The organism is Pseudodonghicola sp. (genome assembly GCF_048268305.1).
In the GTDB taxonomy this organism is placed as follows: Bacteria; Pseudomonadota; Alphaproteobacteria; order Rhodobacterales; family Rhodobacteraceae; genus Pseudodonghicola.
The window spans coordinates 427,859-450,231 of record NZ_JBLWVT010000003.1; the positions used below are offsets into that span (position 1 = coordinate 427,859).

Sequence of the window (22,373 nt, forward strand, 5' to 3'; positions counted from 1 at the left end):
AAAGAAGGGGCCCCAAGCCCCCTTCCCTGTCTGGTCCAATCCGCGCCCCTCTGCTCAGCGTCGGGGGTTGCGCCCCCGCTTCACCCCATCCGGTGTGATCATGGTCCAGGCAAAGCGCCCTTCCGCATGGGTCATCCGGTGGTCGAGCAGACAGCGCGTCATGCCCAGGATCATCGGCGCCAAAGCCGGATCGCCGGCCAAATCACGCGCCTCTCCGTCAGCGGCGCGATCGAACAACAAGGGCGGCAGCCCGCCGTTGACATGCACCAGCGTGTGGCGCGCGCCACGCAGGATGCAGAGATTGGCCCGGCTCGCGTCCAGCCCCAGCGCCACCTGCCCCGCCGTGGGCGTGATCGGATCGCCGAAGTCCAGCTCGGAATAGCTGTAGCTGCGCCACCCCTCCGGCGCCTCGCCGGCCAGGAAGGGGCGCAAGCTGCGCCCGTCCATGGTATCCGGGATGTCGATGCCCAGCAGATCGAGGATGGTGGGCGTCACATCGACCGATTCCGTCATCGCCTCGACCGCGCGGCCAAAGGCCTCCGGCTGATCGGGGTCGCGAATGATCAGCGGCACGTGATAGGCCGCCTCGTGATAGGTCATCTTGCCCCAGAGACCGTAATCACCCAGCATCTCGCCATGATCGGCGGTGACCACCAGCAGGGTATCGTCATACTGGCCGCTCTGCTTCAGCCAGGCGATGACGCGGCCGATGTGATGGTCGACCTCGGTGGCGAGACCCAGATAGATCGCCCGCAACAGCGCGACATTCTCCGGCGTCGCCTCCAGATCGGGAAAGCCCACCACGGTGCGCGCGATCCCCTGCCCCGCCCGGGCCGGGGCGTCGAGCATATGAGCATCGCCCTGCGCCGGGGCCGGCAGGTGGACGGGATCGTACATGCGGTTATAGGGCGCCGGCGCGACCAGCGGCGGATGCGGCCGGATATAGGTCAGATGGGCGCACCAGCCACGTGGGCGCACGGCGATTTCCGACAGGAAGCGATCGGTCAGAAAGGCGGTGTCGCTGTCCTCGGCGCGGTAGAGCGCCGGGGCGTCAGGTCGGTCACCGACGGGGCGAAAGATCTCCTCCCCCTCCGGCACGTCATAGCCCTGCCGCGCCAGATGGGCACGCCAGGGCCAGCTCTCCTCAAGCCGCATCTCCAGTGCCTCGTCAAAGCCGGGCATCACCTGTTCATAGGAGAACAACGCGGGATCGGCCGGATCATGCGCCCGGGGGTCGCGCGTGCTGTCGGTATAGCCGTAAAGCAACGGCAGCCAGCCACCGCGCCTGAGCTCGGTCGCCAGATTGGGGCGATCGGCCGGCAACGGCGTGCCATTGCGCACGGCGCGGTGGTTCATTGCATATTGCCCGGTGAGGATCGAGGCGCGCGACGGCCCACAGGGGTTGGTCACCGAATAATGCCGGCGAAAGCTGACCGCCTCGCCCATCAGCGCCCGCAGGTTGGGCAGATCGACATGGGCGGCCAGCGCCCCATGCAGGCAATCGGCGCGGAACTGGTCGATCACCACGAAAAGCAGGTTTCGGCGCGGCGGCATGGCGGTCTCCTGTTGCCGTCTTGTGGTCTTGCGAAAAGCCCGCGCCGCCCCTTGCCAGCACGACGCGGACCTTTTGTCAGCTTTGGCGCGCGGGGCGCGGATCAATCGGGCGCAGCGCCGGCTGGCGGCGTTCCAGCACTTCGCCCGCGGCGAGCAGCATGTTCTCGGCAAAGCGCGTCGACAAAAGCTGTACGCCGGTCGGCAGGCCATCCACCACCCCCATCGGCACCGAGAAGCCCGGCAGCCCCAACACCGGCGGCATGAAGGCCGGCGCCAGTTCGGTCAGATAGGTTTGGCCGGAGGTCTCGGGCTGCATCTCGTGCCGGGCGGGATAGGGCCGGCGCCAGGACGGCGCGGTCAGCACGACCGGATGGGTGGCGAACAGCATCTGCCATTGGCGCAGAACCGTACTGCGGCTGGCGAAGGCCGCCAGAAAGGCATCGCGATCCAGCGGCTCCAGCGTGTCGCACAGCAGATCCATCAGCCGGTTGACCCGCGCATCCCCCAGTTTGCGAATGCCGTGAATCGGCCCCGACAGCAGTTCGTGCCCGACCACCACCTGCCAGAGCTCAGAGGCCGCCAGCAGCGAGGGCGTCTCGACCTCCTCGACCTCATAGCCGGCGTCCGACAGCATCGCCGCGGCGCGGGCGATGGCGTCGATCACCTCGGGATCGGCGCTGCAGCCCTCGGGCTCGCGGATCACCGCAACCTTGCAGGGCCGCGCGACAAAGCCAAGGTCGACCGGCGGCATCACCACCTGCAGCGGATCGCGCGGATCCCAAAGGCTCAGCGCCTGCAGCCCCAGCCGGATGTCCTTGACCGACCGCGCCAGCGGCCCCTGAACCGAGGCGACCTGCGAGGCCAGCAGCCGTTCCGACTGCGACGAGGGGTTATAGCAGGGCAGCACCCCGGTGGTGGGCCGCAGCCCGAAGACGCCGTTGACATAGGCCGGCAGCCGGATCGAGCCGCCGATATCGCTGCCATGGGCCAGGGCGCCAATGCCGGCGGCCACCGCCGCGCCCGCCCCGCCCGACGACCCCGCCGGCGTGATTTCCGGATCATAGGGGTTCATCGTCGGCCCGAAGAGGTCGTTATCGGTGAAAAAGCTCATCGAGAAGGCCGGTGTATTGGTCCGCCCGATGATCACCGCCCCATGGTGGCGCAGCGACCGCACGGCCGAGCCATCCTCGGGCGCGATCAGATCGGCGAAGGCGACCACACCGTTGGCCGTGGCGCGGCCCTTGTAATCGGCGTTCATCTTGGTGGTGATGGGCACGCCGTGGAGCAGCCCCAGCTCTTCCCCCCGGGCGCGGGCGGCATCGGCGGCGCGGGCATCCTTCAGCGCTTCTTCCGGCAGGGCGTCGACCACCGCGTTCAGCGCCGGGTTCACCGCCTCCATCCGGGCGAGCGCGGCCTCGGTCGCCTCGACGCTGGAGATATCCCCCACTGCGATCGCCGTGGCCAGCTCCGCGGCGGTCCAGCTCCAGAGGTCTTTTGTCATCGCCGTATCTCCCGGGCAGTCTGTTGTCTTGAAACGGAAAAGGGCCCCGGCAGGTGCGGGGCCCCAAAATTGATCAAGCGTCGAGCTGACGCAGCAGCGCCGGCAGGTCGGCGACGGTGTCGATCACATAGTCGGCGCCGGCCGCCTTCAGGATCTCGGTCGCATGGGCGCGCAGCGCCTCGACCTCCTCCGCCGACAGCGCCGCCAGCTCCTCGGGCGTCTTGCCGACCGCATTGCCCGACATCGCCACGCCGACGGTCAGACAGCCCGCCGCCACGCCCTCACCGATCCCCGGCGCGGTATCGTCCACCTTGACGATGGCCGAAGGCGGATAGGCCACCAGATCGACCATGCATTTGTACATGCCAAGCGGGCCGGGGCGGCCTTCGGGCAGGTCGTCGGAACAGACGAGGTTGTCGGGCACATAGCCCTGAGCGGCGGCAACCGGCAGGACGTTTTCCATGATCGAGCGGGTGTAGCCGGTGGTGGAACCGATCTTGAGCCCCATCGCCCGCAGCTCGTCCACCGCCTGCTTCGCCCCCGGCACCAGATCGGCATAATCGGCGGCGACCTTTTCATTCATCGGCACGAAGATCTCATAGACCTTGTCGACATCGGCGTCGGTGGGCGCCGCGCCGTATTTCGCGGCCCATTGCGCCGCGATCTCGGGCATGTCCATCATCGCGCGGATATGGTCCCATTTGGCCGAGCCCATGGGGCCACGCGCCTGTTCGATCGTCGCCTCGATACCGAACTGGGCAAAAGCCTTCACGAAAACCCCCATCGGCGCGAAAGAGCCGAAATCGACGATGGTGCCGGCCCAGTCGAAGACGGCGGCCTTGAAACGCTTCATGCGGGTTCCCCCAAGTCTGCTTGCGCCAGTTTGGCGCGTTCTTCCAATGCGGCGGCCGGCGGCGCGGCGCTTGCCACCCCCAGCTCGACCAGGCTGTCGCGGGCGGCCTCGACCACGCGGGTCATGACGGCGGCATCCATCCGACCGATACAGCCGATGCGGAAGCTGTCCACCACCGTCAGCTTGCCCGGATAGATGATGAAGCCCTTGTCCTTCATCAGCTCATAGAAGCGGGCGAAATCGAACTTAGGATCGGCGGGGTTGAAGAAGGTGACGATGATCGGCGACAGCCAGGTCTCATCCAGCAGCGTCTCGAACCCGAGCCCGCGCATGCCGGCGACCATCACATCGCGGTTGTTGGCATAGCGCGCGCCCCGGGCGGCGACGCCACCCTCGGCCTCATGCATCTTCAACGCCTCGAGAAAAGCCGCCACCACATGGGTCGGCGGGGTGAACCGCCACTGGCCGGTCTTCTCCATATAGTCCCATTGCGCATGCACATCGAGCGCGAGGGAATGCGACCGCCCCTTGGCGGCCTCCAGTTCCGACCGCCGCGCCAGCACGAAGCCGAAGCCCGGAACGCCTTCGATGCACTTGTTGGCCGAAGAGACCATCGCCTCGAACCGGATCTGCCCCGGCTCCAGCGGCACCGCACCAAAGGCCGACATGCTGTCGATCAACAGCTTGCGCCCGGTGGCATAGGTGGCCGCGGAAATCTCGGCCACCGGGTTCAGGATGCCCGAGGAGGTCTCGCAATGAATCGCCAGCACATGGGTGATCGCCGGATCCTCGGCCAGGATGCGGGCGACATCGGTCCCGCGCGGCGGCATGTAATCCCCCATGTCGAGCAGATGGCGCGCCCGGCCGATGGTGTCGCAGGTCTTGGCCGCCCGCAGCCCATAGGCGCCATTGGCCAGCACCAGAACCTTGCCCTCCTTCGGCACGAAGCTGCCCAGCATCGCCTCGACCAGATAGGAGCCTGACCCCTGCATCGGCACACAGGTGAACTCGTCGCCCCCCTCGCCCAGCAGGACGACCAGGCGCATGCGCATCTCCTCGGTCATGGCGCGGAAATCGGCGTCCCAGCTCCCCCAGTCGCGCAGCATGGCCTGTTTCACCTCGAACGCGGTGGTCAGCGGGCCGGGCGTCAGCAGATAGGGCTCGCCCAGTTTCGGGGGCGGGAAATTGCCCTGATCGGTCATTCTCTGTTTCCTCGCAGGATGAATTCAGGCGCAGGATGCCCCACGCCTTTCCATTTGAAAAATTCATTAAATTGATCTAACCATAGATTTTAACGATAGGATGACATCCCCCCTTCCGATGCGATACGTCCAGCTCCGCGCCTTTCACTATGTCGCCATCTGCGGCGGCTTCTCCCGTGCGGCAGAGGCGCTGTTCCTGACCCAGCCGGCGATCTCGGATCAGGTGCGCAAGCTTGAGGAGGAATATGACATCCTCCTGTTCAACCGGCGCAACAAGCAGGTCACCCTGACGCAACAGGGGGAGGAGCTGCTGACGATCACCCGCCGACTGTTCGATGTCGAGCAGCAGGCGCTGGAACTGCTGACGGAATCCCGCGCCCTGCGATTGGGAGAGCTGCGGATCGTCGCCGATGCGGCGCACCATCTGGTCCCGGTTCTGGGCCGGTTTCGGGCCCGCTATCCCGGGGTTCACATCACCCTGCGCGCCGGCAATACCCAAAGCGTTTTGGACAGCCTGCGCGCCTATGAGGCCGATCTGGGCGTATTGGGTGAAATGCCCGAGGGCCGCGACTTCGTCACGCTCAAGCTGAATTCCACCCCGATCATCGCCTTCGCGCAACGCGACCACCCCGCCGCCGCCCGGGGGCGGATGTCGCTGGCCGATCTGGCCCGCTTCCCGCTGGTGCTGCGCGAACAGGGCTCGAAAACCCGCCACCGGCTGGAGGAACTGGCCGAGGCCGAAGGCGTCCCGCTCGCCGCCGCGATCGAGGCCGAGGGGCGCGAGGCGGTGCGCGAGATCGTCGCCTCCGGTGCCGGGGTCGGTTTCGTGTCGACCGCCGAATTCGGCGCCGACAGCCGGTTTTCAGCGATCGAGATCGACGCGCCGCCGATGCTGATGGACGAGGCGCTGATCTGCCTGCGCGAACGCGCCGGCTCCAAGCTGGTGCAGGCCTTCTTCGACATCGCCCGCAGCGCCGATCCGCAGGGTTAGCCCGGGGCTAGCGCCCCCGCACAAGTCCCCCACCCGGCCCCATGCTAGCCTCGCGCCAAGGCCATGTCAGGGGAGGGGCGCGCCTTGTCGCAACAGATGTCGGAAACCGTCTGCCAGGCCGCCGGCCTATCCCTGAGCTTTGCGCTGGAGCGCGCCTTTGCCCTTTGGCCCGAACGGGTCGCGCTGGAGGAAGGCGACCGCAGCCTGACCTATGCCGCGCTCGAGGCACGCAGCCGTGCGCTGGTCGCGGCGCTGGCCCGGCGTGGCGTCGGGCCCGGCGACCGGGTGGCGGTGCTCTCCGAGAACCGGCTGGAATATGTCGAATCTCTGGTCACGGCGGCGCGCGGCGGTTTCATCCTCTGCGCGCAGAACTGGCGGCTGGCCGAGGCGGAACTTTGCCATTGCGTCGGGCTGGTGGACCCGGCGCTGATCCTTACCTCGCCCCGCTTCGCCGATCTGGCAGCCCGTCTCTGGCCCGATACCGCGCAGCTGAGCTTCGGCGCCCCCTTTGAGGCGGCGCTCGTCGCCGAAGGCGCGGCGCCCCGCCCTGCCCCGGTGGCCGATGCCGAAAGCGGTGTGGTGATCCTCTATACCTCCGGAACAACCGGCCTGCCCAAGGGCGCGCTGATCAGCCAGCGGGCCGAGGTCGCCCGGGCCGAGGTGATGGCCCGCGATCTGCCCGGCGACCCCGACGGCGCCTTCATCGCCTGGGCGCCGCTGTTTCACATGGTCTCGACCGACCCGAGCTTTGCGACGCTGATGAAGGGCGGGCGCGTCATCGTGACCGAGGGCTTTCAGCCCGATCTGCTGGCCGATCTGGCGGCGACCCGCCGGCTTGGCCATCTGGTGCTGATGCCCGGCACCATCGTGCCGTTTCTGGCTGCCCTGCGCGCACACGGCGGCCGGGTCCAAGGCGTGGACTGGGTCGGCGTCATGGCCGATCTGATCCCGCGCCATCAGTTGGCCGAGCTGACAACCCTGCTGAATGCGCCTTACGTGAACTCCTTCGGTTCCACCGAAACCGGGCTGGCCCCCGCCACCGCCGGCTGCGTGCCGGTCGGCGTGGTGCCGAAGGAGCTGGACAAGACCCAGAGCAGCCTGTGCCAGATTCGCCTGCTGGACGAAGACGACCGCGATGTGCCCGAGGGCGCGCCGGGAGAGCTGGCGATGCGCGGCCCGACGCTGTTTTCCGGCTATTGGCGCAACCCTGAGGCCACCGAGGAGAGTTTCCGTGGCGGCTGGTTCCATATGGGCGACGTGTTCCGCCGCACGCCCGAGGGCAAGTTCGCCTTCGTCGACCGGCGCAAGTACCTGATCAAATCGGGGGGCGAGAACATCTATCCGGCCGAGGTCGAGCAGGTGATCCTGTCGCATCCCGCCGTCCACGACGCCGTGGTGGTGCGCCACCCCGACGATCACTGGGGCGAGGTGCCGGTGGCCTTTGTCGTACCCCGCGACGGCCAGACGCTGGACGCCGCCATGGTGCTGGCACACTTCGACGGCGCCATCGCGCGCTACAAGCGGCCGCGCCAGGTCTTCATCGTCGCCGACGAGGTGCTGCCGCGCAGCACCACCGGCAAGATCATGCGCCACCTGCTGGAACAGGCGCTGCAGGACGGCCGCCTGCCCTGACCCATTCGCAACCGACCGGAGAGCCTCATGCGCCTGACACATGAACATGAAGAACTGCGCCGCAGCACCAAGCGCTGGATCGAGGCGGAGGTGAACCCCCATGCCGCCGAATGGGAGGCCGCCGGCATCTTTCCCGCGCGTCAGGTGTTCAAATCCTTCGCCGACCTGGGGCTGATGGGCGTCAGCAAGTCCGAGGCCTATGGCGGCCTCGGGCTCGGCTTTTCCTATGCCGCCGTCGTGGCCGAGACGCTGGGGCAGATCAAGCCCGGCGGCGTGGCGCTGGCGCTGGGGGTGCAGACCGATATGTGCACCCCGGCGCTGGAGAAACACGGCAGCGACGCCCTGCGCGACGCCTTCCTGCGCCCCGCCATCGCCGGCGAGATGGTCGGCTGCATCGGCGTGTCGGAACCCGGCGCCGGATCGGATGTGGCGGCGATCCGCACCACCGCCCGCAAGGAGGGCGGCGATTACATCATCAACGGCGCCAAGATGTGGATCACCAATGGCACCCAGGCCGATTTCTGCTGCCTGCTGGCCAATACCGGCGACGGGCCGGTGCACAAGAACAAGTCGCTGATCGTGGTGCCGATGGACACCAAGGGCGTTGGCGTCACCCGCAAGATCGACAAGATCGGCATGCGCTGTTCCGACACCGCCCAGCTGTTCTTCGACGAGGTGCGGGTGCCGCAATCGAACCGCATCGGCGAGGAGAACATGGGGTTCCTCTATCAGATGGAGCAATTCCAGTACGAAAGGCTATGGGGGGCGCTGAACACGGTCGGCGCGTTGCAACGCGCCATCGACTGCACCCTGGCCTATACCCGCGAGCGCAAGGCCTTCGGCAAGTCGATCCTCGATAACCAATGGGTCGCCTTCAAGCTGGCCGAACTGCAAAGCGAGCTGGAGGCGCTGAACGCGCTGAACTGGCGCGGGGTCGAGATGATCGAGGCGGGCGAGGATGCGACCCGGATCGCCACCATGGCAAAGCTGCTGGCAGGGCAGCTGTCGCGCCGCATCTCGGACACCTGCCTGCAGTTCTGGGGCGGCATGGGCTATAGCGAGGAAAGCGAGATTTCGCAGATCTTCCGCGACACCCGGCTCACTTCGATCGGCGGCGGCGCCGATGAGGTGATGCTGCAGATCCTGACCAAATTCATGGGCAGCTTTCCGCAGGGCTGAGGCTGGAGACGACACCACCCCGAAGCGGCGCTTCGGGGTGCAAATTCATGACCCGCGCCCAAGGGGCCGGGGATCAGCAGGCGATGCGCCGGATCAACGGCGCCGATGCAACTGGCGGGCGCGCTTGCTGGGCTCTTCGACCGGCACCAGAACGGCGCGATAATCCGGGATCGCCGCCGGGGTGCCGCCACGCGGGCCGCTGTCGTCACGCTCGGCCATCGACATCACCGCCCAGGCGAATTGCACGCCGGCGAAGACGACGCCATGGGCGAACCACAGTACCACCACCGCCAAAATGCCGGCGTCCGAGGTGCTGACCAGATGCCAGAGGTTCATCACATTGAACCACAGCAGCATGGCGACGAAGGCGGCTGCGATGACGAAGCCGATCAGAACGTTGCGAATGTAAAGCTTGATGAGTTCGGGCATGATCTATCTCCAATACCGCGATGCTATCACGCGCGCGCCGTCCGTCCATCGCGAATTGGCGCGCATCTCGTCGCAGGGGCGGTTTACAGCCGATATGGTGACGGATCAGGCAGCCGCCAAGGTCCGCGGCCCGGGATCGCGGACGCGGACACGAAAAACCCGCCCAAAGGGGCGGGTGCTGCGTGTTTGGGGACAGGGGCGGCAGAGACTCAGAAGGCCTCCGGCCGCGCCTCCCGCGCCACGTGATCAAGCACGGCATTGACGAATTTCGGCTCCTTGCCCTCGGGAAAGAAGGCGCGGGCGATATCGACGAATTCGCTGATCACCACCTTCGGCGGCGTGTCGGAGTTGATCAGCTCCGCCCCGGCGGCACGGAACAGGCCGCGCAGCGTCGGGTCGATCCGGGCGATCGGCCATTTCGCCACCAGCGCGCGGTCGGTCATCTGGTCGATCCGCGCCTGATAGTTCACCGCGTCGCTCACCAGCTTGCGGAAGAGATCGACGTCGCCCTCGATCATCTCCCCTTCTTCCTCGTAGGTCGCGCCGAAACGGAAATCGAGAAACTCAAGCACCACCTGGTCGATGGTCTGGCCGCGCTGCTCCATCTGATAGAGTGCCTGGACGGCATAAAGCCGGGCGGCCGATTTCATCTTGCGTTTCTGGTTGCCCGAGATGGGCGCGTCGGTATTGGTCATGCGGTGGGGGTTCCGTCGTTGTCTCCGGCCAGGCGGATCGTCTCCGTCAGCGGCCGAAAGCCTACGTCTTCTTTCTGGCCGCCCCACTTACGGCCGAGCGCGATCAGATGCAAGGCCGCAGCGGCAGCGCCGCCACCTTTGTTCTGATCGGCCGGATCGGCGCGCACCTCGGCCTGCGGCCGGTTCTCGACCGTCAGGATGCCATTGCCGATGCAGAGCCCCTGCAGGCCCAGCAATTGCAGCGCCCGGCTCGAATCGTTGCAGACCGTATCGTAATGGGTGGTCTCGCCGCGGATCACGCAGCCCAGCGCGACATAGCCGTCATAGTTCGAATAGCGATCGGCAAGCCCGATGGCGGCGGGCACCTCAAGCGCACCAGGCACTTCGACAAGATCCCAGGTGCCGCCCACGGCCTCGATCTCGGCCTTGGCGCCGGCGATCAGGTTGTCGGCGATGTCCTTGTAATAGGGCGCCACCACGATCAGCAGCTTCACCGGCGCGTCGAAGGTCGGACGCGGCAGGATATAATGGCTTTCATGTCCGGCCATGGGTCACTCCTCCTTCAGGATCGGGCGGGTGCCGACGATGCTGAGCCCGAAGGCATCGAGCCCGAGGTATTTGGTCTTCGGCGAATCGGTCAACAGGATCAGATCGCACAGCCCCAGGCTCGACAGGATCTGGGCGCCCAGGCCGGTCTGCTTGATGGTGCGCGGGCCTTCCTCCTCATCGGCGAAAAGCACGTTGCGCGGCTGGCGGAACAGGGTGACGACGCCGCGCCCCTCCTCGGCGATAAGCTCCATCGAACGGGGCAATTGCCGCGCCGATTTCGGGCCGAGGCCGAGAATATCGGTCGCCTCGTGCAACGCATGGGTGCGGGTCAGCACCGGCTCCGGCGTGGTGATGTCACCCTTGATCATCGCCACATGTTCGGTGCCATGGGTCTGGTCGGTGAAGATGCGCATGTCCCATTCGCCGCCGAATTCCGACACCACGGTGCGTCGTGCGGTCTCGGTCACCAGATTGTCGTTGCGCGACCGATAGGTGATCAGGTCGGAAATGGTGCCGATCTTCAGCCCGTGCTGGGCGGCGAATTCCACCAGATCGGGCAGCCGCGCCATGGTGCCGTCGTCCTTCATGATCTCGCAGATCACCCCGGCGGGCTTCAGCCCCGCCAGGCGCGAGATATCGACGGCGGCCTCGGTATGCCCTGCCCGCACCAGCACGCCGCCGCGCTTGGCGCGCAGCGGGAAGACATGGCCGGGAGTGGCGAGGCTCGCCATGGTGTTCTGTTCGTTGATCGCGGTGGCGATGGTATGGGCCCGATCGCCGGCCGAGATGCCGGTCGTGACCCCCTCGCGCGCCTCGATCGAGACGGTGAAGGCGGTCTCGTGCCGCGAGGAGTTGTTGACCGCCATCATCGGCAGCCCCAGCCGGTCGACCCGCTCGGCGGTCATCGGCAGGCAGATCAGCCCGCGGCCATAGGTGGCCATGAAGTTGATCGCCTCGGCATCGGCGAATTCGGCGGCGATCACCAGATCGCCCTCGTTCTCGCGGTCCTCATGGTCGACCAAGATGAACATGCGACCCTGGCGCGCCTCTTCGATGATGTCCTCGATCGGGCTGATCGCGTCGCGCAGCCCGGATTCCACCGGGCCGGGGGTTTCGAAACTCATGGGACTGCGGCCTTTACTGTCAGCGGTTACCCGGCAGATAGACCACGCCGGGCACGAATGCCAGTCCCGCGCGCATGACTGCCCTGCACAGCCGCCCTGCATTTGGGAAAAACCCGCGCGCGTCGCCGTTCAGATCGCCTGACCGAAATACTCCCCCGCCGGCAGATAGCCCGCGGCGCGGCCGGCGGCCATCCATTCCTGCTCCAACGGCGCCTCCCCGATCACCAGCACCTGTGCCCCCGACAGCTTGCGGTCGCGCATCACCGCCTCGATCCGGCTGCGCGCCTGCGCCCAAGTGTCGGTAAAGCGCGGTGCGGGGCCGGCGGCATCCAGCACCGGATTGCGCAACAGCACCGCCTGCGGCGACATCGGCGGCTGCACCAGCGCCAGCTTCTGGGCCGCGCGGACCGCCTGCAATTTCTCTTCCCGGCTTTCCGGCATGCGGGCGTCATAGCCCAGAATCCGCAGCGCGTTCGACGAGAACAGCAGCCCGACGATATCCTGGCCAGAGAACTGCCGCACCTTGGCATAGGTCTTGTAATCCATCCCCAGTTCGGCCGCGCGCTTGAGACGCATCTGCAACACCAGCTTGGGGATCGCGTTGGGCATCAGCGCCCGCTGCGCCGCGCGCCATTGATGGGTGCGCAACAGCTTGCCCGGCTCCATCGACGGGCCGCCATTGTGGCCGATCCCGGCGGGGGCGGTCATGCCGCCGCCTCGTTCAGCCGGGCGACATAGCGCGCCAGGGTGTCGACCTCGAGGTTGATCCGGTCGCCGACCTTGGCCTGGCCCCAGGTGGTGACCTGCTGGGTATGCGGGATGACATTGACGCCGAAGGTGTCGCCCTCGACCTCGTTCACCGTCAGCGAGGTGCCGTTCAGCGCCACCGAGCCCTTCGGCGCGATGAAGCGGGCCAGGGCATGCGGCGCCCGGAAGCTGATGCGGGTGCTGTCGCCCTCCTCGGCCATGGCGATGATCTCGGCCACGCCGTCGACATGGCCCGAGACGATATGGCCGCCCAATTCGTCACCGACCTTGAGCGCGCGTTCCAGATTGACCTTCTTGCCGGTCTGCCAGCCGCCGCTGGGATCGTTGTCCTTGCCGCCGATATTGGTTTTCGACAGGGTTTCGGCGCTGATCTCGACATCATACCAGTCGGGGCCCAGGTCGATCACCGTCAGACAGACGCCATCGCTGGCGATCGAGGCACCGATGTCGATGCCGGCGGTGTCGTAATGGGTCGCGATGCGGGCGCGCAGGTCGCCCCGCCGCTCCAGCTCGGTCACGGTGCCGACATCGGTGATGATCCCGGTGAACATGGCGCGCCTCCTTTTGAAATGCCTTGAGATCCTGAGGTAGCGACCCGCCCCGCTCCGGACAAGCCCCCGCTTGCGCCGTCGCCCCCGCCGGGCCATAGTTTCGCCAGAATGGCCGACTAAAAACCGTGCATTCGACAGGCTGAGCAGACGAGTAAATAGTATGGGTGCAACTGTGCAGACTGACAGGGTGTTTCTGTTTCTGCAGGGCCCACATGGTCCCTTCTTCAACGCATTGGGCGAGATGCTGCGCGCCACCGGCGCCACGGTCTGGCGAGCGGGCTTCAACGCCGGCGACCGGGTGTTCTGGCATCATCCCGACAGCTATATCCCCCATCGCGGCTCGGCCGAGGACTGGCCGGAGACGCTGGAACGGCTGCTGGACGACCGCCATGTCACCGACATCGTGCTCTATGGTGACACCCGCCCGATCCATGCCACCGCCGTCGCCGCCGCGAGAGCGCGCGGGCTGACCGTGCATGTCTTCGAAGAGGGCTATATGCGGCCCTATTGGATCACCTACGAGCGCGGCGGCTCGAACGGCAACTCGCGGCTGATGGACATGACCATTGCCGAAATGCAATCGGCACTGGCCCTGTCGGACATGGAGGCGCCGCTGCCCCCGGCAAGTTGGGGTGATATGCGCCAGCACGTGTTCTATGGCGCGCTCTATCACTGGTTCGTCATGTTCTGGAACCGCGGCTATCCCGATTTCCGCCCGCATCGCGCCCTGCCGGTCACCAAGGAGTTTCAGCTTTACCTCAAGCGGCTGGTGCTGATGCCCTTCCAGGCGCTGGAGCGCCGCATCGCCCAGAGACGCATCCGCGATGGTGGCTTTCCCTATCATCTGGCGCTGCTGCAACTGGAACATGACAGCTCGTTCCAGATGCATTCGCCCTTCTCCACCATGACGGAGTTTCTGGAACAGGTGATCCAGGGCTTTGCCGAGGGCGCGCCGCAGCACCACCATCTGGTGATCAAGGCGCATCCGCTGGAGGATGGCCGCGTGCCGGTGCGGGCAGAAACCCACAGGCTCGCCGCGAAATACGGCATCGCCGATCGGGTGCATTACGTGCGCGGCGGCAAGCTGGCGCAGCTTCTCAACGATGCGCGCAGCGCGGTGACGGTCAATTCCACCGCCGGGCAGCAGGTGCTCTGGCGCGGCATTCCGATCAAGGTCTTCGGCCGCGCCGTCTATGCCAAGCCCGAGTTCGTCTCGGGCCAGCCGTTGAGAGAGTTCTTCGCCGGCGCCACCCGCCCGGACAACCGCGCCTATAAGGACTACCGCCGCTTCCTGCTGGAAACCAGCCAGGTGCCCGGAGGCTTCTATTCGCGCCGCGGACGCCGGCAATTGCTGCGCCATGTGGTCGACATGATGCTGTCGCCAGAAGACCCCTATGACGCGCTGAAATCCGGAACAGCGGCTCCTCGGCAACACCTCAGGGCGGTGACCTGAGGATCATGGCAGTCAGGACTGGATTTTTATGGTCTATTCCGGTAGCTTGACGCAAAAACCTGAGGCAGAACGATAACAGGTCGAGGAGACCGAGCAGTGAAATCCCTGACACCCCGATGGGCCAAGCCTATCGCGATGCTGGCCGCGCTTGCATTGCTGGCCGCTTGTGCCCTGCCGCGAGTCGGCCCCAACAAACGTGAAATCTTCGCCGGCTCGGTCCAGCGCGAAGGCGATGCCTTTGTTGTCGCGGTCAATGACCGCGTCACCCGCGCCACGGCGGTGGTCCCCGCACTCGGCTTCGCCAATAATTTCCTGAGCGCCTCGCAGCTCACCTCGGATACCATCCGCCCCGGCGACGTGCTGGGGCTGACGATCTGGGAGAACGTTGACGACGGGCTGCTCGCCAATCAGGGCGCCAATGCCACCGTTCTGGATCAGGTCCAGGTCGATAGCGCCGGCTATATCTTCGTCCCCTACGCCGGCCGGGTGAAGGCAGCAGACAATACCCCTGACCAATTGCGCGAGATGATCACCCAGCGGCTGCAGGATCAGACGCCCGACCCGCAGGTGCAGGTGCGCCGCGTCGCCGGCGACGGCTCCACCGTCTCGCTGACCGGCTCTGTCGGCGCGCCGGGGGTCTATCCGATCGAACGCTCGACCCGCACGCTGGCCACCATGCTGGCGCGTGCCGGCGGCCCGACCGTAAAGCCGGAAGCGGCGCAGATCATCGTCAACCGCGGCAAGCAGCAGGGCAAGATCTGGTTCCAGGATCTCTATGACAACCCCAGCCTCGACATCGCGCTGCGTGGCGGCGATCGCATCCTGGTCGAGGAAGACACCCGCGCCTTCACCGCGCTCGGCGCCACCAGCCAGCAGGCCCGCGTGTCGTTCCAGACCCAGCAGATCTCGGCGCTCGAGGCCATCGCCCAGGTCGGCGGGTTGATCTCCACCTCTTCCGACCCGACCGGCGTCTTCGTGCTGCGCAACGAGCCGGCCGCGATCGCCAACCAGGTTCTGGGCCGCAGCGATCTGCAAGGCGCCCAGCGGATGATCTATGTGCTGAACCTGACCGAACCCAACGGCCTGTTCCAGGCGCGGGACTTCGTGATCCGGGACAGCGATACGCTCTATGTGACCGAGGCGCCCTATGCGCAATGGACCAAGACCATCTCGCTCCTCGCAGGGTCGATCACCCCGGTGGCCAGCGTCCAGTCGCTCGCCGGCGGCTGATCTCATGACCCGCCATGACGGCACCGATATGGCCGGGGGCAAACGCCCCCGGCTTTTCGTTTACAACGGCGGCTTTCTGACCCAGCGCCGGCTGCGGCGGATGCTGTCGCTGGCCGGCCATGACATCCGTATCGGATTGCCCGGCAAGGAAGATGCCGTCGCCGTCTGGGGCGCCGGCCCCACCGCGCACCGCGGCCTCGCCGTGGCTGACAGGCGCGGCGTGCCGGTGCTGCGGGTCGAAGACGCCTTTCTCCGCTCGCTCCACCCCGGTCGCGCCGGAGAGCCGCCGATCGGGCTGACGCTCGACTGGTCCGGCCCGCATTTCGATCCCGCCCAGCCCTCGGATCTGGAGCGGCTGCTGGCCACTCATCCGCTCGACGACAGCGCGGTTTTGAACCGGGCCCGCGACGCCATCGCCCGCATGCGCGAGATCGGGCTGACCAAATACAGCGGCTATGATCCCGATGCCGCCCTGCCCCGCGCGCCCTATGTTCTGGTGATCGACCAGACCCGCGGCGACGCCTCGGTCAGGGCCTCGGGCGCGGATGTGGCGCGGTTCCGCGAGATGCTGGTCTTCGCCCAGCTCGAACATCCCGGCATGCCGGTTGTGATCAAGACCCACCCCGAGACCGGCGCCGGATACCGCCCCGGCCATTTCGGACCAGAGGATGAAAGTGACCGGGTGCGGCTCCTTTCCGATCCGGTCGATCCCTGGGCGCTGATGGAGGGGGCGGTCGGCGTCTATACCGTATCCTCGCAACTCGGGTTCGAGGCGATCCTCGCCGGCCACCGTCCGCGCGTCTTCGGCCAGCCCTTCTATGCCGGCTGGGGGTTGACCGAGGATGAATTCCCCCTCGCCCGCCGAACCCGGCGCCTGACCCGCGCCCAGCTTTTCGCCGCGGCCATGATGCTCTATCCGATCTGGTACGATCCCTATCGCGACCGGCTCTGCGAGCTGGAGGGGGCGATGGACACCTTAGAGGCGCAGTTGCGGACCTGGCGCGAAGATCGCCACGGCTGGATCGCCGCCGGCATGCGGCTGTGGAAACGCAAACCCCTGCAGGCCTTCTTCGGCGGCGAGAAACGGGTGATCTTCTCGGATGACCCGGCGAAGGCGACGCAGGGTCGCCGCCGGATGATCTGGGCCTCGCGCGCGCGCGAGGCCGACGACGGCGTGCGGGGCGAGGACGGCTTTCTGCGCTCCCGCGGGTTGGGGGCGGAACTGGTGCCGCCGCTGTCGCTGGTGACCGACGATCAGGGCATCTATTACGACCCGCGCCGCCCGAGCCGGCTGGAGGCGCTGATCGCCCGGCGCGCCGGCCTGCGCCCCGATCAGGCCCGCCGCGCGGAGCGGTTGATCCAGGCGCTGACCGAGGCGGGGCTGAGCAAGTACAACCTGGGCGGCGCGCTGCCAGAGCTGCCCCCCGGCCATCGCATCCTGGTGCCCGGCCAGGTGGAAAACGACGCCTCGATCCTGACCGGCACCGGCAAGGTGCGCACCAATCTGGAACTGTTGCAGGCGGCCCGCGCCGCCCATCCGCAGACGGTGATCCTCTATAAACCGCACCCGGATGTCGAGGCGGGGCTGCGCCCCGGCGCGGTCGAGGCCGAGGGGCTTGCCGATCTGGTGCTGCGCCACGCCGATCCGATGGCGCTGCTGCCACAGGTCGACGAGGTCTGGACCATGACCTCGCTCCTGGGCTTCGAGGCTTTGCTGCGCGGGGTGCGCGTCACCACCCTCGGCGCCCCCTTCTATGCCGGCTGGGGGCTGACCCGCGATCTGGGAGAGATCCCGCCGCGCCGCCTTGCCCGACCAGGCCTTGAAGGATTGGTCCATGCGGCGCTGATCGACTACCCCCGATATCGCGATCCGGTCACCGGTCTGCCCTGCCCGGTCGAGGTGATCGTCGAGCGGCTGGCGCGCGAAGAGATCCCGCTGCCGCCGCTGGCGAACCGCAGCCTGTCGAAACTGCAGGGCCTCTTCGCGACCTACGCGCATCTCTGGCGCTGAGCGCGCGGGGGCTCCGCCCCCGGCCTGCGGCCTCCCCCGGGATATTTATAGCTAGAAAAAGGCAGGCGCACGCGGTCAGGCCGACGGCAGCGCGCGGGTCCAGCGGATCATCACATCGGGGCCGATCGGGCGAACCTCGGCCAGATCGAAGCGCGGCGCCTCGGCCAGCCGGCCAAGCCCGAGCGCACCGATCGCCGGCAAGCCTTCGGCACCGATCGCGAGGCCGGCGGTGAAGGTCACCAGGTCGTCGACCAGATCGTCGCCCAGCAACGAGGCGGCAAGCGCGCTGCCGCCCTCGCAGAACACCCGGGTCAGCCCCGCCTGCCCCAATTGCCGCAGCACTTCCGAAGGATCGAGCTGACTGCCGCGCAGCGCACAGGGGATCAGCCGGGCGCCAAGCCCCTGCCAGGCGCGAATGCGATCGGGATCGGCGCCAGGCCCGTGGCACAGCCAGACCGGAACCTGCGCCGCGGTGCGGGCAAGCTGGCCCAGAAGCGGCAGGTCGAGATGGCGCGAGACCACCACGCGGATCGGCTGATGCGTCGCTCCCATGCCGCGCACGGTGAGCGCGGGATCATCGGCCCGTGCGGTCCCGGCGCCCACCATCACCGCATCGTGGCGCGCGCGCATCGCGTGGACCAGCCGGCGCGCCTCGGGCCCGGTGATCCACTGGCTCTGGCCGATGGCGGTGGCGATGCGGCCATCGAAGCTTGACGCCATCTTCAGCGTCACCATCGGCCGGCCCTGTTCGGTCTTGAGGAAAAAGCCGGACAGATCATGCGCGGCCTGATCGGCGAGCACACCGGTGGTCACCGCGATCTCGTGCTGGCGCAACCGCTCAAGCCCCTGTCCGGAGACCCGGGGGTCGCTGTCCACGATCGCCACAACGACGCGGGCCACCCCCGCCGCGATCAGCGCATCGGCGCAGGGCGGCGTCTTGCCATGGTGGGAACAGGGCTCAAGCGAGACATAGGCGGTGGCGCCGCGCGCCAGATCGCCGGCCTGCGCCAGCGCCTGGGGTTCGGCATGCGGCCGGCCGCCCGGCGCGGTCGAGCCGCGCCCGACGATGCGGCCGTCCCGCACAATGACGCAGCCCACCGCAGGGTTCGGCCAGCAGCGCCCCTGACCGCGCCGACCCAACGACAGGGCCAGCGCCATGAACCGTTCGTCAGCGCCGCTCACTCTTCCGGCGCCGGCGTCGGGCGCAGTTCGTGAACGAAGCTTTCGAAATCATCTGCGGCTTGGAAGTTCTTGTAAACGCTCGCAAAGCGCACATAGGCGACGGTGTCGATCCGAGCCAGCGCCTCCATCACGATCTCGCCGATCCGCTTCGAGGGGATGTCGGTGTCGCCCATGCTTTCCAACCGGCGCACGATGCCGGAAATCATCTGGTCGATGCGCTCCGGTTCGATCGGACGTTTCTGCATCGAGATGCGGATCGAACGTTCCAGCTTGCCGCGATCGAAATCTTCGCGCTTGCCGGAGGTCTTGATCACCACCAAATCGCGCAGTTGCACCCGTTCATAGGTGGTAAAGCGGCCGCCGCAGGCCGGGCAGAACCGCCGCCGGCGGATCGCCACGTGATCTTCGGCCGGACGCGAGTCCTTTACCTGCGTATCGATATTTCCGCAAAACGGACAGCGCATGCCGGTCCCCTTCGTTGGTGATCTGCCTCGGGCCCGCCGCGCTTTGTGGATGTGCGGGCTTAGTTATCCACAACTATAGGCGAGCAGCTAGGGTTTGGGTAGGGGGGAAATGCCACCGCTAGATGAGTGCGCCTCAGCCCAGATGCGCGGCCACCTCGCGCCGGTGCGCTGCGGCGCGATGTTCGAAAAGGTAAATCCCCTGCCAGGTTCCCAACCGCATGCGCCCATCCATCACAGGAATCGACAAGCTGACAGGCAACAACGCCGCCTTGATATGGGCCGGCATATCGTCCGGCCCCTCGTAGGTATGGGTCAGGAAGGACATCGACGGGTCGGTCGAGGGCGGCACCAGCCTGTGGAAGAAATTGCGCAGATCGGTCTGCACCTCGGGGTCGGCATTCTCCTGGATCAGCAACGAACAGGAGGTGTGACGAACGAGGAGCGTCAGCAGCCCGTCGCCGGCACGACAATCGCGCAGCCAGTCGGTCACCTCGCGGGTGACGTCATAAAGCCCCTGGCCCCGGGTCGGGATGAGAAAGGTTGTCTGCATCGCCTCAGTTAGCCTTGCCTGCGCGATGGCGGCAAGGGGTCAGGCGCTGACATAGGCGCGGCGTGCCTCGGCGATCGGATCAGCATGGGTTTTCGCCCAGTCGATCAGCGCCCCGAGGGGGCCCAGCAACGATTGCCCCATCTCGGTCAGCCGATATTCGACGCTGGGTGGCTTGGTCGGAAACACCGCCCGCGCGATCAGCCCGTCGCGTTCGAGATCGCGCAGTGACTGGGTCAGCATGCGTTTCGAGATATCGGGCAGCGCCCGGCCGATCGCATTGAACCGCGCCGGCCCCTGGGACAGCTCCAGCAAAATCAGCGTGGTCCATTTCGCCGCCAGGTGATCCAGCACATGGCGCACCGGGCAATTGGCCAGATCCTGGCCCAGCTCCTGCCAGGTCTCCAGCCGATCCGAAAGTGTGGTATCGCTCATGGCGGTTCCCTTCAGGTAACCTGGGCAGATAAACCTGCCTCCTTTTCGAGACTCATTTAAGTCTCTATCTGAGACCTGTCAACGTTTGAAGACTGTGAAAGGAACCGCTCATGTCCGCTCCCCTACTGATGGTAACCGGCGCCTCAGGTCATCTGGGCCGGCTGGTCATCGACCACCTGAAAACCCTGGTGCCGGCGGCGCAGATCGTCGCCCTGGTCCGCAAACCCGAAACGAAAGCGGCTTATGAAGCCGAGGGCATCGCCGCCCGGATCGGCGATTATGACGATGTCGACAGCCTCAAGGCCGCTTTTGCCGGCATCGACCGGCTGTTGCTGATCTCCTCCAGCGCTGTGGGCCAGCGGGCGCGCCAGCACGGCAATGCGATCACCGCCGCCAAGACCGCCGGCGTCGGCTTCATCGCCTATACCTCGATCCTCGCCGCCACGACTTCGCCCATGGCGCTGGCGGCGGAGCACAAGGCGACCGAGGCGATGCTGGCCGAGAGCGGCATCCCCTACGCGCTGCTGCGCAACGGCTGGTATACTGAAAACCTGCTGGCCAGCCTGCCCACCGATCTGGAACTGGGCCAGCATTTCGGTTGCGCCGGCGCGGGCCGGTTCGCCACCGCGCCCCGCAAGGATTACGCCGAAGCCGCGGCCATCGTTCTGGCGGGCGGCGATCATGCTGGCAAGATTTATGAACTGGCCGGCGACAGCGATTTCACCCTCGCCGATTTCGCCGCCGAGCTGAGCAGTCAGGCGGGCAAGCCGGTCGTCTATACCGATATGCCGGAAACCGCCTATGCCGCCGCGCTGGTGCAGGCTGGCCTGCCCGAAGGCTTTGCAACCATTCTTGCCGACAGCGACGCCCAAGCGGCCAAGGGCGCGCTGACCACCTCGCGCAAGGATCTCTCTACCCTGATCGGCCATCCGACCACGCCACTGGCCGACACGATTGCCGCGGCACTCGCCGGCTGAAGCGCCTTCTGGCCCGCCCAAGGGCGGGCCACCCCCGTCAGGTCCGGCTCAATTCCGCCAGAACGGGTCGTCGAAACGATCGTAGCAATATTGCCGCGCCATCGAGGCGCTGAGGTTATCGCCGGCGCGCTTCACCGCCAACGACAGCCCGACACTGGTATCCGCCCCCTTCGGCGGGGTCAGGGCGAATTGTACCGCCCGGTAACCCGGCCGGCTGACCGAGGGGCCGATCGGGCGCCAGATATAGACCCGCTGGTTGGACGGTGCCTTCAGCACGATGGTGGCGTAATCGCCCGCCCCACACCAATAGTCACTGGCGCCGGCGCCAACCCGGCCGACAACCTCGAAAACCCCCTGCCCCAGATCCTCGACCTCATAGCGGTTCTGCGCCCGCCAGGCCAAAGCCAGCCCGGGCAAAGCAGCCAATACCGCAGCTCCAAGGATCGTTCTGGTGAAACGCGACCGCATGGTCAGCCCTCCTGTCACCGTCAGTCGATATTCCGCGCAATTTCGCAATAGCCCATGGCTTCCTGCACGCTCATGTGAATGCCTGGGGTCATCTCGTTCAGCAGATGGAACGGCAGATATTTTTGCAAGGGCGCATCGGCAGCCGAGGGTTCCCCCGGCAGCTTCGGCGCCACCAGCGAGAATTGCACCGCAGACCGCCGGCCGGTGGTGACGCTGGGGCCACGCCCGCGCACCACATAGATCGGCGCCGCCCAATCGGCATGCAGCACCCGCTGAGCATAATCCGCCGCGCCGCACCAATATCCGCCGCCTCCGGCCGAAGAGATGCCGACCACCTCGAACACGGTGTCATTGACCGGATAGGCCCGCATGGTGGGCTTGATATTCACCGCCCCCGCGCCCTGCGGCAGTCCGGAGACCAGAACCGAGAGCCCGATCAGGGCGGCGGCGAAACGTTTCATGGTGATAACCTCAGCGCGGAAGATGTGCTGGTTCACAAGATAGGGCCTGGGCGGGGTGGAGAACAGGGGGCATGGAAAAGATCGGCGGAGGACGGCGGACACGAAAACGCCCGCGCC

At 66.7% G+C, this 22,373-nt stretch carries 23 protein-coding genes; 7 read left to right on the forward strand and 16 right to left on the reverse strand.

All coding sequences use genetic code 11. The annotated features are described in order from the left end of the window. Positions 1 to 54: 54 nt before the first annotated feature. The 4 genes from ACN0V4_RS07835 to ACN0V4_RS07850 all read right to left on the reverse strand — a co-directional run bounded on the left by ACN0V4_RS07835 (position 55) and on the right by ACN0V4_RS07850 (position 5,110). Complete coding sequence (locus ACN0V4_RS07835; protein WP_417674724.1) at positions 55 to 1,554, reverse strand: sulfatase-like hydrolase/transferase; 1,500 nt, start codon at positions 1,552 to 1,554, stop codon at positions 55 to 57. A 76-nt stretch (positions 1,555 to 1,630) separates the two neighbouring features. Beyond that, positions 1,631 to 3,055: an amidase gene (locus ACN0V4_RS07840; protein ID WP_417674726.1), complete on the reverse strand. Its 1,425-nt coding sequence runs from the start codon at positions 3,053 to 3,055 to the stop codon at positions 1,631 to 1,633. A 73-nt stretch (positions 3,056 to 3,128) separates the two neighbouring features. Then, positions 3,129 to 3,908, reverse strand: coding sequence for a phosphonoacetaldehyde hydrolase (gene phnX / locus ACN0V4_RS07845; protein WP_417674728.1), 780 nt, complete (start codon positions 3,906 to 3,908; stop codon positions 3,129 to 3,131). Further along, positions 3,905 to 5,110, reverse strand: a complete 1,206-nt coding sequence (locus tag ACN0V4_RS07850) for a 2-aminoethylphosphonate--pyruvate transaminase (protein WP_417674730.1) — start codon at positions 5,108 to 5,110, stop codon at positions 3,905 to 3,907. Before ACN0V4_RS07850 ends, phnX begins: the two co-directional genes overlap by 4 nt. Before the next feature lie 100 nt (positions 5,111 to 5,210). On the opposite strand from ACN0V4_RS07850, the gene ACN0V4_RS07855 reads away from it, so the two are divergent. The 3 genes from ACN0V4_RS07855 (at position 5,211) to ACN0V4_RS07865 (ending at position 8,912) form a co-directional block, all read left to right on the forward strand. After that, positions 5,211 to 6,101, forward strand: coding sequence for a LysR substrate-binding domain-containing protein (locus tag ACN0V4_RS07855; RefSeq protein ID WP_417674732.1), 891 nt, complete (start codon positions 5,211 to 5,213; stop codon positions 6,099 to 6,101). A gap of 84 nt (positions 6,102 to 6,185) precedes the next feature. Further along, positions 6,186 to 7,733 (forward strand): class I adenylate-forming enzyme family protein, encoded by a 1,548-nt coding sequence (locus tag ACN0V4_RS07860; protein WP_417674734.1) that lies wholly within the window; start codon positions 6,186 to 6,188, stop codon positions 7,731 to 7,733. Between the two features lie 27 nt (positions 7,734 to 7,760). Beyond that, positions 7,761 to 8,912 carry an acyl-CoA dehydrogenase family protein gene (locus ACN0V4_RS07865; RefSeq protein WP_417674736.1) on the forward strand — a complete coding sequence of 384 codons (1,152 nt, stop codon included), beginning with the start codon at positions 7,761 to 7,763 and terminating at the stop codon, positions 8,910 to 8,912. A 93-nt stretch (positions 8,913 to 9,005) separates the two neighbouring features. Here the strand turns inward: ACN0V4_RS07865 and ACN0V4_RS07870 are convergent, their stop codons facing one another. From ACN0V4_RS07870 to ACN0V4_RS07895, 6 genes are all read right to left on the reverse strand, one after another. After that, positions 9,006 to 9,341, reverse strand: a complete 336-nt coding sequence (locus tag ACN0V4_RS07870; protein WP_417674738.1) for a hypothetical protein — start codon at positions 9,339 to 9,341, stop codon at positions 9,006 to 9,008. Positions 9,342 to 9,550: 209 nt separating this feature from the next. Beyond that, the gene (nusB, locus tag ACN0V4_RS07875; protein ID WP_417674740.1) at positions 9,551 to 10,036 is read right to left on the reverse strand and encodes a transcription antitermination factor NusB; all 486 of its coding nucleotides are present in this window, start codon (positions 10,034 to 10,036) and stop codon (positions 9,551 to 9,553) included. Beyond that, on the reverse strand, positions 10,033 to 10,584 hold the full coding sequence (locus ACN0V4_RS07880; RefSeq protein ID WP_417674742.1) for a 6,7-dimethyl-8-ribityllumazine synthase: 552 nt from the start codon (positions 10,582 to 10,584) through the stop codon (positions 10,033 to 10,035). The genes nusB and ACN0V4_RS07880 overlap by 4 nt, the downstream gene beginning before the upstream one ends. A 3-nt stretch (positions 10,585 to 10,587) precedes the next feature. Then, positions 10,588 to 11,709 (reverse strand): 3,4-dihydroxy-2-butanone-4-phosphate synthase, encoded by a 1,122-nt coding sequence (gene ribB, locus ACN0V4_RS07885; protein WP_417674744.1) that lies wholly within the window; start codon positions 11,707 to 11,709, stop codon positions 10,588 to 10,590. Positions 11,710 to 11,838: 129 nt separating this feature from the next. Continuing rightward, positions 11,839 to 12,417 carry a hypothetical protein gene (locus ACN0V4_RS07890; RefSeq protein ID WP_417674746.1) on the reverse strand — a complete coding sequence of 193 codons (579 nt, stop codon included), beginning with the start codon at positions 12,415 to 12,417 and terminating at the stop codon, positions 11,839 to 11,841. Next, positions 12,414 to 13,028 (reverse strand): riboflavin synthase, encoded by a 615-nt coding sequence (locus tag ACN0V4_RS07895; RefSeq protein WP_417674748.1) that lies wholly within the window; start codon positions 13,026 to 13,028, stop codon positions 12,414 to 12,416. The genes ACN0V4_RS07890 and ACN0V4_RS07895 overlap by 4 nt, the downstream gene beginning before the upstream one ends. Before the next feature lie 160 nt (positions 13,029 to 13,188). Here ACN0V4_RS07895 and ACN0V4_RS07900 point away from each other — a divergent pair, with 160 nt between their 5' ends. From ACN0V4_RS07900 to ACN0V4_RS07910, 3 genes are all read left to right on the forward strand, one after another. After that, positions 13,189 to 14,481: a capsule biosynthesis protein gene (locus ACN0V4_RS07900; protein WP_417674750.1), complete on the forward strand. Its 1,293-nt coding sequence runs from the start codon at positions 13,189 to 13,191 to the stop codon at positions 14,479 to 14,481. Between the two features lie 135 nt (positions 14,482 to 14,616). Further along, the gene (locus ACN0V4_RS07905) at positions 14,617 to 15,711 is read left to right on the forward strand and encodes a polysaccharide biosynthesis/export family protein (RefSeq protein WP_417674856.1); all 1,095 of its coding nucleotides are present in this window, start codon (positions 14,617 to 14,619) and stop codon (positions 15,709 to 15,711) included. A gap of 4 nt (positions 15,712 to 15,715) precedes the next feature. Beyond that, complete coding sequence (locus tag ACN0V4_RS07910) at positions 15,716 to 17,722, forward strand: capsular polysaccharide biosynthesis protein (protein ID WP_417674752.1); 2,007 nt, start codon at positions 15,716 to 15,718, stop codon at positions 17,720 to 17,722. 75 nt (positions 17,723 to 17,797) lie between these two features. On the opposite strand, the gene ribD is transcribed toward ACN0V4_RS07910, so the two are convergent. The 4 genes from ribD to ACN0V4_RS07930 all read right to left on the reverse strand — a co-directional run bounded on the left by ribD (position 17,798) and on the right by ACN0V4_RS07930 (position 20,350). Beyond that, positions 17,798 to 18,880 (reverse strand): bifunctional diaminohydroxyphosphoribosylaminopyrimidine deaminase/5-amino-6-(5-phosphoribosylamino)uracil reductase RibD, encoded by a 1,083-nt coding sequence (ribD, locus tag ACN0V4_RS07915; RefSeq protein WP_417674858.1) that lies wholly within the window; start codon positions 18,878 to 18,880, stop codon positions 17,798 to 17,800. A gap of 20 nt (positions 18,881 to 18,900) precedes the next feature. After that, on the reverse strand, positions 18,901 to 19,368 hold the full coding sequence (gene nrdR, locus ACN0V4_RS07920) for a transcriptional regulator NrdR (protein ID WP_417674754.1): 468 nt from the start codon (positions 19,366 to 19,368) through the stop codon (positions 18,901 to 18,903). Positions 19,369 to 19,501: 133 nt separating this feature from the next. After that, complete coding sequence (locus tag ACN0V4_RS07925) at positions 19,502 to 19,918, reverse strand: secondary thiamine-phosphate synthase enzyme YjbQ (protein ID WP_417674756.1); 417 nt, start codon at positions 19,916 to 19,918, stop codon at positions 19,502 to 19,504. A gap of 39 nt (positions 19,919 to 19,957) precedes the next feature. Further along, on the reverse strand, positions 19,958 to 20,350 hold the full coding sequence (locus ACN0V4_RS07930; RefSeq protein ID WP_417674758.1) for a winged helix-turn-helix transcriptional regulator: 393 nt from the start codon (positions 20,348 to 20,350) through the stop codon (positions 19,958 to 19,960). Between the two features lie 110 nt (positions 20,351 to 20,460). On the opposite strand from ACN0V4_RS07930, the gene ACN0V4_RS07935 reads away from it, so the two are divergent. After that, positions 20,461 to 21,327, forward strand: a complete 867-nt coding sequence (locus ACN0V4_RS07935) for an SDR family oxidoreductase (RefSeq protein WP_417674760.1) — start codon at positions 20,461 to 20,463, stop codon at positions 21,325 to 21,327. Positions 21,328 to 21,375: 48 nt separating this feature from the next. On the opposite strand, the gene ACN0V4_RS07940 is transcribed toward ACN0V4_RS07935, so the two are convergent. Continuing rightward, positions 21,376 to 21,795, reverse strand: a complete 420-nt coding sequence (locus ACN0V4_RS07940; protein ID WP_417674762.1) for a hypothetical protein — start codon at positions 21,793 to 21,795, stop codon at positions 21,376 to 21,378. Positions 21,796 to 21,815: 20 nt separating this feature from the next. Next, positions 21,816 to 22,256, reverse strand: coding sequence for a hypothetical protein (locus ACN0V4_RS07945; RefSeq protein WP_417674764.1), 441 nt, complete (start codon positions 22,254 to 22,256; stop codon positions 21,816 to 21,818). Positions 22,257 to 22,373: the final 117 nt, after the last annotated feature.

Coding starts and splice junctions, on each gene's coding strand:
- ACN0V4_RS07835 (WP_417674724.1), bottom strand. CDS start 1,554: ATGCCGCCGCGCCGAAACCTGCTTTTCGTGGTGATCGACCAGTTCCGC.
- ACN0V4_RS07840 (WP_417674726.1), bottom strand. CDS start 3,055: ATGACAAAAGACCTCTGGAGCTGGACCGCCGCGGAGCTGGCCACGGCG.
- phnX (WP_417674728.1), bottom strand. CDS start 3,908: ATGAAGCGTTTCAAGGCCGCCGTCTTCGACTGGGCCGGCACCATCGTC.
- ACN0V4_RS07850 (WP_417674730.1), bottom strand. CDS start 5,110: ATGACCGATCAGGGCAATTTCCCGCCCCCGAAACTGGGCGAGCCCTAT.
- ACN0V4_RS07855 (WP_417674732.1), top strand. CDS start 5,211: ATGACATCCCCCCTTCCGATGCGATACGTCCAGCTCCGCGCCTTTCAC.
- ACN0V4_RS07865 (WP_417674736.1), top strand. CDS start 7,761: ATGCGCCTGACACATGAACATGAAGAACTGCGCCGCAGCACCAAGCGC.
- ACN0V4_RS07870 (WP_417674738.1), bottom strand. CDS start 9,341: ATGCCCGAACTCATCAAGCTTTACATTCGCAACGTTCTGATCGGCTTC.
- nusB (WP_417674740.1), bottom strand. CDS start 10,036: ATGACCAATACCGACGCGCCCATCTCGGGCAACCAGAAACGCAAGATG.
- ACN0V4_RS07880 (WP_417674742.1), bottom strand. CDS start 10,584: ATGGCCGGACATGAAAGCCATTATATCCTGCCGCGTCCGACCTTCGAC.
- ribB (WP_417674744.1), bottom strand. CDS start 11,709: ATGAGTTTCGAAACCCCCGGCCCGGTGGAATCCGGGCTGCGCGACGCG.
- ACN0V4_RS07890 (WP_417674746.1), bottom strand. CDS start 12,417: ATGACCGCCCCCGCCGGGATCGGCCACAATGGCGGCCCGTCGATGGAG.
- ACN0V4_RS07895 (WP_417674748.1), bottom strand. CDS start 13,028: ATGTTCACCGGGATCATCACCGATGTCGGCACCGTGACCGAGCTGGAG.
- ACN0V4_RS07900 (WP_417674750.1), top strand. CDS start 13,189: ATGGGTGCAACTGTGCAGACTGACAGGGTGTTTCTGTTTCTGCAGGGC.
- ACN0V4_RS07905 (WP_417674856.1), top strand. CDS start 14,617: ATGCTGGCCGCGCTTGCATTGCTGGCCGCTTGTGCCCTGCCGCGAGTC.
- ACN0V4_RS07910 (WP_417674752.1), top strand. CDS start 15,716: ATGACCCGCCATGACGGCACCGATATGGCCGGGGGCAAACGCCCCCGG.
- ribD (WP_417674858.1), bottom strand. CDS start 18,880: ATGGCGCTGGCCCTGTCGTTGGGTCGGCGCGGTCAGGGGCGCTGCTGG.
- nrdR (WP_417674754.1), bottom strand. CDS start 19,368: ATGCGCTGTCCGTTTTGCGGAAATATCGATACGCAGGTAAAGGACTCG.
- ACN0V4_RS07925 (WP_417674756.1), bottom strand. CDS start 19,918: ATGCAGACAACCTTTCTCATCCCGACCCGGGGCCAGGGGCTTTATGAC.
- ACN0V4_RS07930 (WP_417674758.1), bottom strand. CDS start 20,350: ATGAGCGATACCACACTTTCGGATCGGCTGGAGACCTGGCAGGAGCTG.
- ACN0V4_RS07935 (WP_417674760.1), top strand. CDS start 20,461: ATGTCCGCTCCCCTACTGATGGTAACCGGCGCCTCAGGTCATCTGGGC.
- ACN0V4_RS07940 (WP_417674762.1), bottom strand. CDS start 21,795: ATGCGGTCGCGTTTCACCAGAACGATCCTTGGAGCTGCGGTATTGGCT.
- ACN0V4_RS07945 (WP_417674764.1), bottom strand. CDS start 22,256: ATGAAACGTTTCGCCGCCGCCCTGATCGGGCTCTCGGTTCTGGTCTCC.